We start from the raw sequence: 14308 nt of genomic DNA on the forward strand, positions 1-14308 counted from the left end.
GAAAGCATAGTAGAATAACGCTATCTGGTTATGATATTTCGAACTCTCAGCAGTATTAAAGCTTCGTGTTCCTCGCACTTTGTCTCTTCTGCATAATAAATGTAACAAACGGCTGATTACTTTACATTGTATTCTCTATCAGGAAAACCCACCTTCTATACGAAAGAACTTTAATTGCATTATCAGGAGGTGAGAGTATGAGAAGAAAGTTCTTTCTTTTACTTATTGTGCTTGCGACTCTATTTATTCTCGTCGGGTGTCCTGGGAGCAGAATAGATGAACTCATTGCGAAGATGCGTTTTCTGGATTACGCTTTTGCAGAAGGTGAACCCGAAGGACCTGCGGCAGCCTTATATCTTGGCAGAGTTAAGGCCACAGACGTCTTGCAAGTATACACACCTATAAAAGAACCATCATCCAGCGATTTTAGCGACGAAGCCATCGTGATAACACCTACGATCGGGAAACCCGGATATCTTTTCTATTTAGATCTCGCACCGGGAGCATTTTATAACCATCCAGGAAGAATTATCGTACTCGATGAAGATGGAGAAGCCTTAGTCGACGAAGATGTTCAGGGCTGGCCAGTCCTGAACGGTGTAACACCTCAAGCGCTCGTCTCGCCAACAAAAAAGGCTTACTATGACGCCATATTCTGGAACAACTCCAAAATTAGGCGACCAGAAATGCATATTACTGAATGGATCATTTTTCAGCGGATAGTGTCTGGTGCAGTGGTAGTCAATGGTCTGACACCGACACAGAACCTCTATTATGAAGCAACCCAGATCCATAGTCTGATGTACAACGCCATGGTGGATTTTATGAGTGCTGACACAGTAAAGCAGGTCAAATATCCGGATAATACTTCAAGTGATCTGGAGGACGCCGTTCAATATCTTGTTGAGACTAAGAAAGTCAACAGGTTGACACTGTATTTTATCGCCCATGGAGGCTACGATTCAATGAACATAGGTGGCTACTCTTACAACGCATCGAGCCTTAAGAGTCTCATAGAAAGCTACCCGGGTGTAAAATTCTCTATCATTATCGAATCATGCCATGCCGGAAGTTGGATACAGGCTCCCAACAACATTACTGATCCGAGCAATGTGGTAATAGCCATTACCACTACCTCGGCCGCTCTGAGCGCATATGCTGATCAAGACACTGCCTACGGATATTCTCCCGATTACAACGGCCCAACCGACGTGTATGTTGAATGGACAAGCGATTTTCTGGAGCAGATGGCTTACTACACTTCAGCCGCTCACTGGGGCGAAGTAACAACGTTGGCGTCAGCAGAAAGCATCCCCAGTGAATCGGCGCTGTACGACCTGTGTTTCCAGCGTATTAAGGGAAGTTCACCTCCCGGTACTTCATATACCTTTACAGAGAGAACCGGTATTCAGGCACCTCAGATTTACAGAAGCTATTAAGCATTTAATCAAATTCAGCCCCGAAAGGGGCTGAATAACGTTATATCTGAATTTTAATAAGTTTGCAGAACAATTTATGGCTCTCTCGAGACAAAAACTATTACTTTTACTTTATTCACCCCTATTCACGAGGGGTATTTTTTATTTGAAATGCCTGGTTCATTCCTCTTCGTAGTAGTTTACCTTCCTGCCGTCTTCCTTCAATTTCACGCTCTTGTTCAATTCAATGGTGTTTGAAGCTGTTTTAAACAGCTTTACTGAGCGTGGTTCCATATTGATCAGGTTATCTGAAAGTTCGACGCCGGACCAGCTCAGTGCACTCGGAGGAACATTGATTTGTGTGGAATCATCGCCAATATTTACGACCGCAATGCTGTTGAAATGCCTACCACCCTTCACCGCGATAACAAAGAGTTCGTCTGAGACGTAGTACACCCTTGGTCGACCACCTGAAAGTTCAATGGCTTCTTTCAATATTTCTATCCCGCTTTCATCGACCCGGGTCATGTCATCACTCTGGAGCAGCATGTTGTTCAGCAAGCCGCTGGTGAAGGCGTAGAGCTCCCGTTCGCTTTCTGTGAGTCCCGCATCGTTTCTCAGAATCATGGTATCAGGATCGTTGTGCCAAAACGCTTTGTTCATGAAATAGCGTGTTATGGCGTTCCTGATGGCGTATTTTGCGCTGGGCATACCGAGATCCGGAAGATTTCCCTTCCATTCTGGATCGGTATCGGCACCTATCCTCATACCGTCCATATAACCTACACTGGGTAAGAGCGGAGCTCCACATCCAAGAATGAATATACCCTCCCCCAGTGCTTCCCTGATAGTAGTGAGTCCCCTGTGGTAAGCCTCAACAGGTGTGGTTTTGGTGTCGTACCTCAAACCGGGTACCATTCCGGCAAAAAGGAAATCTATTTTGATGTAGCTAAAACCTGCAGTTCTTATTTCCTTCAAAGTATTTTTCAGAAAATCGAGGGCACCAGGATGTGTTGTATCTAGAGCGTAAATATTTTTATTCCAGTTCCTGTAAACGACTTTTGGCTTTCCATCAGGATTCTTGACCAACCATTCGGGGTGTTTATGGAACAGACTTGAGGTCTCGGCAACACTGAAGGGAGCGAGCCACAACCCCGCCTTAAATCCAGCAGATTTGATGGTGGAAGCTATCTCTTCCAATGTTGGAAACTTCTCGTTCGTATCCGTCCAGTCACCTATATCCTTCTGATAGCCGTCATCAAGCTGTACAAGGCTGTATGGAATTCCCTTTTCTTCCCTCAACTTTTTTAGTATCTTGACATTCTTTTTCAGGTCATCGTAAGTAATCTCTGTGAAATAGTGATACCAACTGCACCAACCCACACCTTCAAAGGCCTTGAATTTTGCACCGTTGTATTCCGCCACTTTCAGAGCGTACCTCTCGAGGTTTTCCTGATACTTTCCCTCAAGAACTATGAAAGGTTCGAGTTCAAGCACTTTTCCGGATTCAAGGGGTTTCCCGAAGAGCTCCACGTATACTCCTACGGCTCTTCTCCCTTCGTCCCACAAGAAATAGGGGTGAGATATTTTTGAAGCGAGAGCCCCGATCAGGAATTTTTCACCGGCGATGAAATAATCACTGGGTATCTTCCCGCTCATGAGCAGCTCCGGAATGGGGGAGGCGGTAAACAGAGAGACCTCGTTTGTCTGTGCAAAGTTGAGGATTGCTGGTAGGTTGGGAAGACTCTCGAACCGCTTGAATGGTAGCCACGACTGCCAGTTGTTCAAGTACAGAGGGCCATCGATTTCAAGCAGTTCCACTATTTTAAAGTTCCCCAGCTTCTTCTTCTCATCGGAGAGATTTCTGATGGATATCCAGATCTCTACTGATCCGCACTCTCTCTTTAACTGATAGCTGAACTGTATATCACCGTTTTGTACCTCAAAAGCCTCCCCTTCCGGTGAAAGTGAAATCACTTCAACACCCGGGATTTTGAGTTTCACTATCTCAGCTCCTTATCATAATTTCACATAAGCCTGTTTTACATATGGTTTTAACATTTGTACAAGGCGCTCAAGAATCTTATGGTCGTAGGGCTGTACAGAATCGATGGGTTTGTACTGCTGTACCGCAATTCTTTTAAACCCCCTCAGAAGTTTAACGTACTTTGGAAAGTCTTCCTCTTTGATGAACGGTGGGTACATGGTAAGCCTGATTTCATGGTCCCAGAAATGCCTGACGGCTTCGAGGCTCTCCAGAATGGTATAAAAGCTCGTGCTGGAAAAGGCTGAGTAATCAAGTGCCTTAACATCAAGGGCAACAAACTCCACGAGTCCGTAAAGTCTGTCAATGAACTCCGGATTACTGCCGTTTGTGTCCACTTTCAGATATTTTTCAGGAAAATATTCCCGCAATTTCACGAGGAATGCGATAAGTTCGTTACCATAAAGAGAGGGTTCGCCTCCCGTGACAACGATCGCGTCGTAAACCCTTCTCCTGTTATCTATGAATTCTAGAACCGTCTCTTCTTTCAGTGTATGTTCGACTTTCTTTTTCAGCTCGGCGTTGTGACAATAAGGACAATTGAAATTACAACCTGAGGTAAAGAGAGTCAGCGCTATTTTCCCCGGATAATCCACCATGCTCACTTCGCGCCATCCTACGAAATTCATTCACTTCCCCCCTGAAAATTTTGAATGTCCTTCTGTTTTTGAATTCTTCTTTTTTCCCTTTATTCCAGTGCTGAATCGGTCTGTAATAGCCTGTTATTCTGGAATATACCTCGGTTTCTTTTCCGCATCTGGGACAGCGATAAATTTCACCTCTTATATATCCGTGATCCGGGCAAATTGAATATGTAGGAGAGATGGTGAAATAAGGAATTCTGTAGTTTTCCGCGATCTTCTTCACCAGCTCTCTGGTGACTTCCCAGTCGGTTATGCTTTCACCAAGGAAGGCGTGAAATACCGTACCTCCAGTATACTTTATCTGGAGGTCTTCCTGCAAATCGAGGGCGGTGAACACATCCACCTCGTAGTTAACTGGTAGGTGGGTCGAATTGGTGTAGTATGGCACGTCTTTTCCAGCGGTGATTATATCGGGGAATTTCTCTTTATCGATCTTCGCGAGTCGATAAGAGGTGGATTCCGCAGGTGTAGCTTCAAGGTTATAGAGATTACCGGTCTCTTCCTGATAAATGGTTATCCGGTCTCTCATGAAGTCCAGGACCCTCAAAGCAAAACTCCTGGCCTCCTCTTCATATATGGGCTTTTTGATCCATTTCGCATTCAAACAGGCCTCGTTCATACCAACTAGTCCGATGGTTGAGAAGTGGTTGTCGAAGTTCTTGAGGTAACGCTTTGTATAAGGATACAATCCCGCATCGTTGAGCTTTTCAACTACTTCGCGCTTGATTTCGAGGCTTCTACTCGCAAGATCCATCATTTCATTGAGTTTTTTAAAGAAATCTCGTTCATTGTTGCTGAGATACGCGATTCTTGGCAGATTGATCGTTACAACTCCGATAGAACCGGTAAACTCATCTGAGCCAAAGAGTCCTCCACCCCGGCGTCTGAGTTCACGCTTATCCAGAGAAAGGCGGCAGCACATACTGCGCACATCATCAGGATTGAGATCGGAGTTTATGAAGTTCTGAAAATATGGTGTGCCATATTTGCTGGTGATGGTGAAAAGCAGCTCCACGTTGGGATTTTCCCAGTCAAAATCCTTCGTAATATTGTAGGTCGGTATGGGATACTGAAAGCCTCTACCGTTGGCATCCCCTTCCATTAGCACCTCGAGAAAAGCCCTGTTTACCATATCCATTTCACGCTGGCAATCGCCGTAAGTGAAGTCCTGTTCCTCACCACCGACTATCGCGGGTTTGTCTTTCAACCGCTTCGGCACTGTCCAGTCGAGGGTCACATTTGAAAAGGGTGATTGTGTCCCCCAACGGCTTGGCGTGTTGACACCGAAGACGAAGGACTGTATAGCCTGTTTTACCTCTTTATAGGAAAGGTTATCTATCTTCACAAAAGGAGCGAGATAAGTATCAAAGGAACTGAATGCCTGAGCGCCAGCCCACTCATTTTGCAGAATTCCCAGGAAATTGACCATCTGATTTGCCAGAGTGGATAAATGCCTTGCAGGCCTAGAGGACACCTTTCCAGGCACACCACCAAGTCCTTCTTCAATGAGCTGCTGAAGACTCCAGCCAGCGCAATATCCCGAGAGCATGGAGAGATCGTGTATATGGAGATCCCCCTCCCTGTGTGCATCGGCTATCTGAGGATCGTACACTTCGTTCAGCCAGTAGTTGGCCGTTACCGTCCCGCTGTTGTGCAGGATAAGACCACCTATTGAATAAGTGACTGTGCTATTTTCATTCACGCGCCAGTCTTTTTGGTTTAAGTAATTGTTAACGGTAGCGGAAAAATCCAGCATGGAAGACTTAAGGTTTCTTAATTTCTCTCGATGCTTTCTGTAAAGGATATAGGCCTTCGCCACTTTATTGAATCCGAGATCCTCAAGGACCTTTTCCACCGAGTCCTGTATGTCCTCAATATCGATTACCCCGTCAATTACTTTTTCCTGAAAGTCTGAAAATACCCTCAAGCTTATTCTCTCAATGATCTCTTCCGTATAAACGCTTCCGGTTGCTTTGAAGGCCTTCATGATGGCAACACCTATCTTCGAAAGGTCGAAGTCAGCGAGTGCGCCATTTCTCTTTCTCACCCGCAACATGATCACACCCCCAATAATACCTATAAATTGTTAACACCAAAGATATTAACACAACATATAGTACATTTCCAAATCTAATAACAAGGAAAAACAAGGGATCTGGGGGGATTTTCAAAAAGGGGGTTTTCTACCAGATACTTTTTGAGAAGCCATTTTAATGACCTCTTCTTTTCCTATCATGGCTGCCATTTTCACAAAAGCCCTGGCGGTTAAAATCACATCTCCCAGTGCTCTATGTCTGTCTTCTGCAAGAATATTGAGCCTGGCGAGTATCAGGTCGAGATTGTGCCTTCCGCAAAAGAGTCTTCTTGAGAGCCAGATCGTGTCGATGACGGGATTAGTCAGTTCCGGAAAACCCAGCTTCTTTGCGTAATGGTTCAAGAAGGAGAGATCAAAAGGAGCGTTCTGAATTACAAGCGTACGTCCTGAAAGAAAACGGAAAAATGCGGGTAATACCTCTTCAGCCGGTGGTGCTGACCTTACCATGCGACTGTTGATACCAGTGAGCCTTGTAATAAAGACCGGAATCGGCACACCGGGGTTTATCAGTGAATGAAAATGCTTATCGATGTTAATTTTCCAGTCTTCCTCAACGACTAAACCAGCAACCTCGATCAATCTTGCACCCTGGTAGGGACTCAACCCAGTCGTTTCCGTATCTATTACAACGAATTCCAGAGAAATCACCCCTCATCGGACATCAGCAGGTTGTACATACATGTTATTCCTTTCTCTATCACATCGTCCGGGGGTAAGAATTCTGGTGTATGCAGGTCATAACGCATAGTGTCAGTGCCACAGCCCAGCCAGTAAAGGAGCGAAGGGTACCGGTGGCTGAAAAAACCAAAGTCCTCGCCCGTTAGTTTCGGGTCACACTTTAAAAACTGAAGGCCGCTTGTTTCAGCTGCTTTTTTTAGCTTTCCAAGGAGCTCTCCGGAATTCACCGTTGTAGGATAGTGAGCCATGAAATTCAATTCTCCCTCTATACCCCAGAACCCGGCAATTTCTTTTACAAGGCGCGACATGAGCCTGTCTATCTTATCCTTGTCTGCCATTTCCATTACTCTGTAGGTGCCTTCAAGGGTTGTGAAGTCCGCTATGATGTTCTTTCTGTGTCCACCCGAGATCTTCCCCACGGTTAGCACATGTGGGTTTTCTCGCGACAAAATCATGGGCAGTGAAGAATAGAGAGCCTGGATGAATTGCGCTGCAGGGAGAATGGTATCCTTCCCCCTATGAGGCGTTGAGCCATGAGAAGACTTCCCTTTAAACCTGACTTCGAACTCCGTAGGGCTGGCAAAGATTACACCTTCTCTGGAAGCAACAGTGCCGAGGTTGTATTCGGCGTTAACATGTAGTGCAAAGGCAGCTTTGATTTCATATCTGTCGAGAGCGCCGGATTCTAATATAGGCCTGGCCCCTCCCGGCCCTTCTTCGGCTGGCTGGAAGAGGAAGAGCACGTTTCTATCTGGAAGTGTTTCACATACCTTCTGCATTAATCCAAAGAGCACCGCCATATGTACATCATGCCCGCAAGCGTGCATCCAGCCTGGATATCTGGAGGCAAATTCCGCAGAGGTCTCTTCGGTTATAGGTAACGCATCCATGTCTGCCCTGAAGAGCACGTGTGATCTGGTTGTTTTCGCAGTATACTCTACCAGAAGCCCTGTCTTGAGGACCTCATATATCTTCAGTCTGTCACAATTCAGACCCTTGATGAAATCCAGCAAAATCTCCTTTGTCTTGAATTCCTCGTGGCCGCTTTCGGGATACATGTGGAGCGTATGCCTTAATCTAACAGGAAGTGAATCGTTGTTGTTCAAAATAATCACCACCTATGTGGGGTATAATTGTAACTGAACCATTTACAATATAACACAAACGGGTTTACCCTTCTCCCTGGAGGTGAATAGATGAATCACGAAAATAATGAGAAAGAAAAACCAAAAATAGAGGAAAGCTTTGTTAAAGGTATAGCCTCAGCGCTACAAAAAGCACCCGTGAGAAATGCTGGAAGAATTTACCTAACGGACCTGTGGACCATAACCTCACTTCCTGAGGATTTGATTGTGGAAATACTATCCCAGAACACTTTTGAACTTCCAGAAGGTGCTACATGTGTTGTGGACGATAGGCGAAGAAAAAAAAGAATAATATACGCCACCGAACCCGAAGAGAAAGAAATAGAGGATGAAGAAAATGACGGCAAGGGTGCTGATTAAAACTTGCCGAGATTATTCAAACGTTAAAAGCAAGCTTCAAGAAAGTTTTGAAACAATGAATGTGGAGAGTCTCTTTTCCAGCGGCGAAAGGGTGTTACTCAAAGTCAATCTTCTTGCTGGTAGAGATCCAGAAGCGGCGGTACCCACCCATCCAGATTTTCTTGCTGCCGTTATTGAGCTGTTTCAGGACATGGGAGTACAGCTGTCAGTAGGTGACAGTCCCGCAAACGGAAAGACTCTCAAGGCCGCAGCAAAGAGCGGAATAGAGGAAGTGTGCCGAAAATATGGTGTGGAACTCGTTACCTTCGACAATCCTCAAACACTGAAAACCGGTAGCAATATAATAAAGGAGTTCAAGGTAGCGAAGCAGGTCCTTGAAGCTGATTCTCTTGTTAACCTGCCGAAGTTTAAGACACACTCTCTTATGACCCTAACGCTAGCTGTTAAAAACACTTTCGGTTGCATCGTAGGCTCGGAAAAACAGTTATGGCATTTGAGAGTCATCACCAGAGAGCGTTTCGTCAATATGTTGATTGAGCTGCACAGATTGTTAAAACCAAAGCTCAACATTCTTGATGGGGTCATTGGCATGCACGGTAATGGTCCGTCAGGCGGGGAAGTGATAGATTTCGGGATAATAGCAGTTAGTGAAAACGGGTTCGCCCTCGATGACGCTATTACCCGAGTGTACGAAATACCACCAGAAATGGTGCCCACGGTCTTCTTTGCGAGGAAACTGGGACTCACACCGGAATACGAAATACTGGGAGACGCGCCGAAACCTGTTGATTTTAAACTGCCTGCGGGTATTCGGCCGATAAAGTCACCCACACTACTTTCAAAGTTGGTCTCAAGGGTCCCTTCAATTGACAAAGACAAATGTACGGAATGCGGGGAATGTGAGAGCTACTGCCCTGTTTCGGCGATTTCCATAGACACACACAACATCAACTATTCCAAATGTATTAGATGCTATGTCTGCCATGAAATATGTCAATTCAACGCAATAAAGCTGAAAAGGAAATTGATTTTACAGGGGTGATAAGATGGGTTACATCCTAACAATCGATCAGGGGACAAGCAGTACAAGGGCTATACTCTTTGACGAGGAATTATATCAGGTTGCCGTTGTTCAGGAAGAATTCGAACAGATCTATCCCAGGCCGGGTTGGGTAGAGCACAATCCTAACGACATTGTACTAACGGCAATGTCTTGCGTTGAGAAGGTCGTAAAAGAGGCGCGTGTCTCTTTCAAGGAGATCGAAGCTATAGGGATAACCAACCAGCGCGAAACCATCGTAGCCTGGGACGCAAGAACAGGGAAAGCGCTCTACAACGCCATTGTGTGGCAGTGTAGACGCACAAAAGATCGTGTAGAAGAGCTCAGGCAGAGTTATAAAGAGCTGATCCATTCTAAAACAGGCCTCTATCCTGATCCGTATTTCTCCGCCACGAAAATGGAATGGCTTCTAAAAAACGTGCCAGAAGTACAGAACGCCGCGGAACGGGGCACCCTCAGATTCGGTACCATCGATTCGTGGTTAATATGGAACCTCACTCCGGAGAGACTACATGTTACGGACTATTCCAACGCTTCGAGAACGATGCTTTTCAACATAAACACACTGGACTGGGACGATGAACTGTTGGAATTGTTCTCCATAAAGAGGGAATTCCTTCCTGATGTCGTTGATTCTTCGGCACAGATCTGCCACTCGATATATGGGCCAATCATCGGTGGCATAGCTGGCGATCAGCAAGCTTCCCTCTTCGGACAGAGTGCCTTCAATCCCGGAGATATGAAGTGCACCCACGGAACTGGTTCCTTCCTGTTGATGAATACGGGCAATAAGCCGAAGTTTTCTCGCAACGGCCTGCTCACTACTATAGGCTGGAAGATAAAGGATGAGGTCACTTATGCCGTTGAAGGCTCTATTTTCGCTTCCGGCGCCCTTGTGAAATGGCTCAGAGATGGATTGGGAATAATCTCTTCCGCTGAAGAAACTGAAACACTCGCAAAACAAGCCGAAAACAATGGCGGGGTATACTTTTCTGGTGCACTGGCGGGATTGGGAGCCCCCTACTGGGATGCAACAGCTAGAGGTCTGCTGATAGGCCTAACAAGAGGCACAACGAAGGCACACATTGTTAGGGCCGTACTCGAATATGTGGCTTTCAGAACGAGAGAAATAGTCGAACTCATGGAAAAAGAAACGGGCATTCCAATAAAACGCCTTCTAGTAGATGGCGGTATGACAAGAAATAATCTCCTTATGGATCTGCAGGCTAGAGTCCTTGGCATACCTGTTGATAGGTCTATGATAAAGGAGACAACGGCTCTTGGAGCGGCAATGCTGGCGGGACTGTCCGTTGGTCTCTGGGATCGGGAACTCTTGAAAGACAAGAGAAAGAGCGAGGTTGTGTTTACACCCAGGGGTAGAGAGATGGAGGAAGAATACCTCAGATGGAAAGAAGCGATAAAAAGATCTATGAACTGGGAAACGTAAACGAAAAAACATTAAGGAAACTCGGCAGACTTCTTGGCCAGAAACTCGCCGGCGGGGAAATCTTGCTGCTTTTTGGAAATCTTGGAACAGGTAAGACAACTTTTGTTAAAGGGATGGCGGAAGGGCTTGGTATCAATCCAGATTTTGTTAGAAGCCCAACCTTTACGTTAATCAACGTGTATCCCGGTTCGCGTCTGCAGATTGTGCATGCGGATTTTTACAGGTTAGAAAGTGAGGAAGAGGTTGAAGAACTTGGACTCGAAGAAATGCTGGACGAAAATTCTGTTCTCGCAATCGAATGGCCTGAAAAAGCGCATCTGGAAGGAACCAAAATGCTGAAAATACGTCTATATTATGAGAACGAATTATCTCGAAGGCTGGAAATAGAAAGCAATTCCGATAGACTCGATGGTCTTTTGAAGGAAATACTTTCAGATCTCAAAACAAACACAGCTAGCAGTATCGACAGGAGGTGAAAACGTGAGCCAGAAATTCCAGATACTCGAAGAAGCTGCAAGCGGTTCGGACAAGAAAGTGAGCATACCAAAGGTACTGCCAGCCATAGCAACCAGGACGAATATGCTCATATACCCCTCGGCCGTTATGCCCCTGTATGTCGGGCGTGAAAAATCCTTGACGGCTCTTGAGGAGTCTATATCGAAATTCAACCAGCTACTATTTCTGGTATCTCAAAAAGATATAAAGGTTGATGACCCGTCTGCTGAAGATCTGTACGAAGTTGGCACGGTAGTAAAGATCGTCCAGCTCATGAAGATGCCCGACGGAAACTACAAGATACTTGTTGAAGGTCTTACGAGGGCGAAGACAGTGGAAATCATCGAACAGGAAAGGGCCTTCATGTTCAAAATAGAGGTCCTAAAACCCCGTTACAAAGCGACCAAGACTCTTGAAGCCCTTATCAGGAAGGTCAGAGAACTCGCCCTTAAGTACGTTAACATGAGCAGGCGCTTTCCCGATGAAGCGACACTGGCACTGGATGATACCTCAAACCCTGACAAGTTTGCTGATTTCGTAGCGTCTCTGCTACCCCTGAAACTCGAAGAAAAGCAGGCTCTGCTGGAAGAAATCTCACCCAGGAAGAGGCTAGAACTGCTCATGGAACTTCTCACCAGGGAAGTGGAAATACTTTCTCTGGAAGAAGAGCTGGAACGCAGAGTCAAGGAGAAAATAGAGCAGAACCAGAAGGAATATTACCTCAGGGAAAAGATGAGAGCCATTCAGGAAGAGCTCGAAGGTGAAGAAGACGCGGAGATAAAGGAACTCAAGGAAATGCTCGCCAGCAGAACATACCCTAAAGAGGTAGTTGAAAAAGCTGAACAGGAAATTGCAAGACTCGAAAAAATGTCCCCTTACTCCGCAGAAGCTACAGTTATAAGAACATACCTCGATTGGATACTGAACATGCCATGGTACGAAGAGACCGGAGATAACATCGACATTTTGAAAGTAAGGGAATTCCTGGATAAAAACCATTATGGATTGATGGATGTCAAGGAACGCATCCTTGAATTCCTCGCGGCGAGGAAATTTTCTGAAAACCTCAGAGCACCTATCCTCTGTCTTGTAGGACCTCCCGGTGTGGGTAAAACTTCCCTTGGAAGATCCATTGCTGAATCCATGGGCAGAAAATTCGGCAGGATTTCTCTCGGTGGCATGCGCGATGAGGCAGAAATAAGGGGACACCGTAGGACATACGTTGGTGCCCTTCCAGGAAGGATAATCCAGACGATCCGTAAACTTGGGGTGAAGAACCCTGTAATCGTGCTTGATGAAGTGGATAAGATGGGAATAAGTTTCCAAGGCGATCCGGCTTCCGCACTGCTGGAAGTCCTTGATCCCGAGCAAAACAGCACCTTTACGGACCATTTCCTGGAATTGCCTTTCGACCTGTCGAAAGTACTGTTCATAACAACGGCGAACGTGTTGTACACGATACCACCCGCCTTGCTGGACAGAATGGAAGTAATAGAGATCGCAGGCTATACTGACACGGAAAAGTTGCACATAGCTAAAGACTATATACTTCCGAAGCTTTACAAGGAGTATTCCCTTGATAGCAAGAGGGTGAGCTTTACGACCGCGGCAATAAAACGAATCATACGTGAATACACACGTGAAGCTGGAGTACGTAACCTCGACAGGAACCTTGCGAAAGTCATAAGAAGAGCGGCGCTACGGTTGTCAGAAGGTGAAAAGAGCGTGAAAGTTGGCGCAAAAAATCTGGAAGAATTCCTTGGCATTCCCCGCTTTACCGATAGTGACTTTAGAAAGAAACCTGAAGTTGGTGTGGCAACTGGTCTCGCCTGGACCGCCGTGGGTGGAGAAATCATGTACATTGAGGTTCTCCCGGTGCCAGGTGGAAAGGGTAAGTTCATAACCACCGGACAGCTTGGTGATGTGATGAAAGAATCGGCACAGATAGCGTTGAGCCTTGCGAGAAAGCTTTGCGACAACGAAAAATATTCCGAATTCTTTGAAAAGACAGATTTCCACATCCACGTGCCGGAAGGTGCTGTACCTAAAGATGGCCCTTCAGCGGGAATAACGTTGCTAACGGCTGTCACCTCAGCGGTCACTGGGCGTCCGGTGCGCTACGATGTGGCAATGACAGGCGAGATCACACTGAGGGGGAAAGTCCTTCCAATTGGTGGGCTGAAAGAAAAACTCATGGCGGCTTATAGGGCCGGTATCAATAAAGTGATACTTCCCAAAGCCAACAAAAAAGACCTGGAGAAAGTTCCGGACGAAATAAAGAAAGCATTGAAGTTCGTCTTTGTCGACGAAGTAGACGAAGCGCTCAGGGAGGCTCTAATATAAGTGCTCATAAGATCCGTTGAATTATACAAAACAGTATTTGAACCCGGAGAATACCCCGAACCAAAGGAACGTGAGATAGCCTTTGCGGGTAGATCCAATGTGGGGAAGTCTACCCTCCTGAATACTATATTCAGGAGGGAGCTTGCCCATATCAGTTCAAAACCTGGAAAAACGAGATCGGTAAATTTCTATCTGGTAAACTCAAAATACTTCTTTGTGGATCTACCAGGATACGGTTACGCCAAAGCTTCGCATCAGGAGATAAAGCGCTGGCAATCCCTCATAACGGACTACTTCAAATCGAGACCAAATCTCAACCTCGTCGTTCTGCTATTGGATTCAAGGCACAATCTCCAAAAGAAGGATATTGAAATGCTCCAGTGGCTTCAGTACTATTCAATACCCTTTGTGGCTGTGCTGACAAAATCCGACAAACTATCAGGCAACCAGCTAACCAAAATGGTGAACAACTTTAAGAAAGAACTCGAATCTTGGGGTTCTCCCCCAATCATACCCGTATCGGCGAAAACGAGGAAGGGGATCTCAGAGTTGCTGAACGTTATATTGGGAAGCTGAAAA

The 14308-nt window shown here is 45.8% G+C and carries 12 protein-coding genes; 7 read left to right on the top strand and 5 right to left on the bottom strand.

Features of this window, described 5'->3' with window-relative positions:
- Positions 1–197: 197 nt before the first annotated feature.
- The gene (locus tag IX53_RS05295; RefSeq protein ID WP_047754464.1) at positions 198–1439 is read left to right on the top strand and encodes a hypothetical protein; all 1242 of its coding nucleotides are present in this window, start codon (positions 198–200) and stop codon (positions 1437–1439) included.
- A gap of 159 nt (positions 1440–1598) precedes the next feature.
- Here IX53_RS05295 and IX53_RS05300 read toward each other — a convergent pair whose 3' ends face one another.
- The 5 genes from IX53_RS05300 to IX53_RS05320 all read right to left on the bottom strand — a co-directional run bounded on the left by IX53_RS05300 (position 1599) and on the right by IX53_RS05320 (position 7985).
- Entirely contained in the window at positions 1599–3422 is a 1824-nt protein-coding gene (locus IX53_RS05300) for a glycoside hydrolase family 36 protein (RefSeq protein WP_053001199.1), read from the bottom strand.
- 15 nt (positions 3423–3437) lie between these two features.
- Positions 3438–4091, bottom strand: coding sequence for an anaerobic ribonucleoside-triphosphate reductase activating protein (locus IX53_RS05305; protein WP_047754465.1), 654 nt, complete (start codon positions 4089–4091; stop codon positions 3438–3440).
- Positions 4009–6162 (bottom strand): ribonucleoside triphosphate reductase, encoded by a 2154-nt coding sequence (locus IX53_RS05310; protein WP_047754466.1) that lies wholly within the window; start codon positions 6160–6162, stop codon positions 4009–4011. The genes IX53_RS05305 and IX53_RS05310 overlap by 83 nt, the downstream gene beginning before the upstream one ends.
- 111 nt (positions 6163–6273) lie before the next feature.
- Positions 6274–6849, bottom strand: a complete 576-nt coding sequence (locus IX53_RS05315; RefSeq protein WP_047754467.1) for a 3'-5' exonuclease — start codon at positions 6847–6849, stop codon at positions 6274–6276.
- Complete coding sequence (locus tag IX53_RS05320) at positions 6846–7985, bottom strand: M20 metallopeptidase family protein (RefSeq protein WP_053001200.1); 1140 nt, start codon at positions 7983–7985, stop codon at positions 6846–6848. The genes IX53_RS05315 and IX53_RS05320 overlap by 4 nt, the downstream gene beginning before the upstream one ends.
- 90 nt (positions 7986–8075) lie before the next feature.
- Here IX53_RS05320 and IX53_RS05325 point away from each other — a divergent pair, with 90 nt between their 5' ends.
- From IX53_RS05325 to yihA, 6 genes are read left to right on the top strand one after another with little or no spacing between them, the layout of a single operon-like run.
- Positions 8076–8384, top strand: a complete 309-nt coding sequence (locus IX53_RS05325) for a hypothetical protein (RefSeq protein WP_047754468.1) — start codon at positions 8076–8078, stop codon at positions 8382–8384.
- Entirely contained in the window at positions 8362–9426 is a 1065-nt protein-coding gene (locus IX53_RS05330) for a DUF362 domain-containing protein (RefSeq protein ID WP_053001201.1), read from the top strand. Before IX53_RS05325 ends, IX53_RS05330 begins: the two co-directional genes overlap by 23 nt.
- Positions 9427–9430: 4 nt before the next feature.
- Positions 9431–10891, top strand: a complete 1461-nt coding sequence (gene glpK / locus IX53_RS05335; protein ID WP_047754470.1) for a glycerol kinase GlpK — start codon at positions 9431–9433, stop codon at positions 10889–10891.
- Complete coding sequence (tsaE, locus tag IX53_RS05340; protein ID WP_047754471.1) at positions 10849–11367, top strand: tRNA (adenosine(37)-N6)-threonylcarbamoyltransferase complex ATPase subunit type 1 TsaE; 519 nt, start codon at positions 10849–10851, stop codon at positions 11365–11367. The genes glpK and tsaE overlap by 43 nt, the downstream gene beginning before the upstream one ends.
- 4 nt (positions 11368–11371) lie before the next feature.
- Complete coding sequence (gene lon / locus IX53_RS05345) at positions 11372–13729, top strand: endopeptidase La (protein WP_047754472.1); 2358 nt, start codon at positions 11372–11374, stop codon at positions 13727–13729.
- Positions 13730–14305: a ribosome biogenesis GTP-binding protein YihA/YsxC gene (gene yihA / locus IX53_RS05350; protein WP_047754473.1), complete on the top strand. Its 576-nt coding sequence runs from the start codon at positions 13730–13732 to the stop codon at positions 14303–14305.
- Positions 14306–14308 lie beyond the last annotated feature (3 nt).

The organism is Kosmotoga pacifica (genome assembly GCF_001027025.1).
GTDB classification, from domain to species: domain Bacteria; phylum Thermotogota; class Thermotogae; order Petrotogales; family Kosmotogaceae; genus Kosmotoga_B; species Kosmotoga_B pacifica.

Bases quoted from the DNA above. Each gene is read 5' to 3' on its own strand.
- IX53_RS05295 (WP_047754464.1), top strand. From the start codon at position 198: ATGAGAAGAAAGTTCTTTCTTTTACTTATTGTGCTTGCGACTCTATTT.
- IX53_RS05325 (WP_047754468.1), top strand. From the start codon at position 8,076: ATGAATCACGAAAATAATGAGAAAGAAAAACCAAAAATAGAGGAAAGC.
- tsaE (WP_047754471.1), top strand. From the start codon at position 10,849: ATGGAAAGAAGCGATAAAAAGATCTATGAACTGGGAAACGTAAACGAA.
- IX53_RS05310 (WP_047754466.1), bottom strand. From the start codon at position 6,162: ATGTTGCGGGTGAGAAAGAGAAATGGCGCACTCGCTGACTTCGACCTT.
- glpK (WP_047754470.1), top strand. From the start codon at position 9,431: ATGGGTTACATCCTAACAATCGATCAGGGGACAAGCAGTACAAGGGCT.
- IX53_RS05305 (WP_047754465.1), bottom strand. From the start codon at position 4,091: ATGAATTTCGTAGGATGGCGCGAAGTGAGCATGGTGGATTATCCGGGG.
- IX53_RS05330 (WP_053001201.1), top strand. From the start codon at position 8,362: ATGACGGCAAGGGTGCTGATTAAAACTTGCCGAGATTATTCAAACGTT.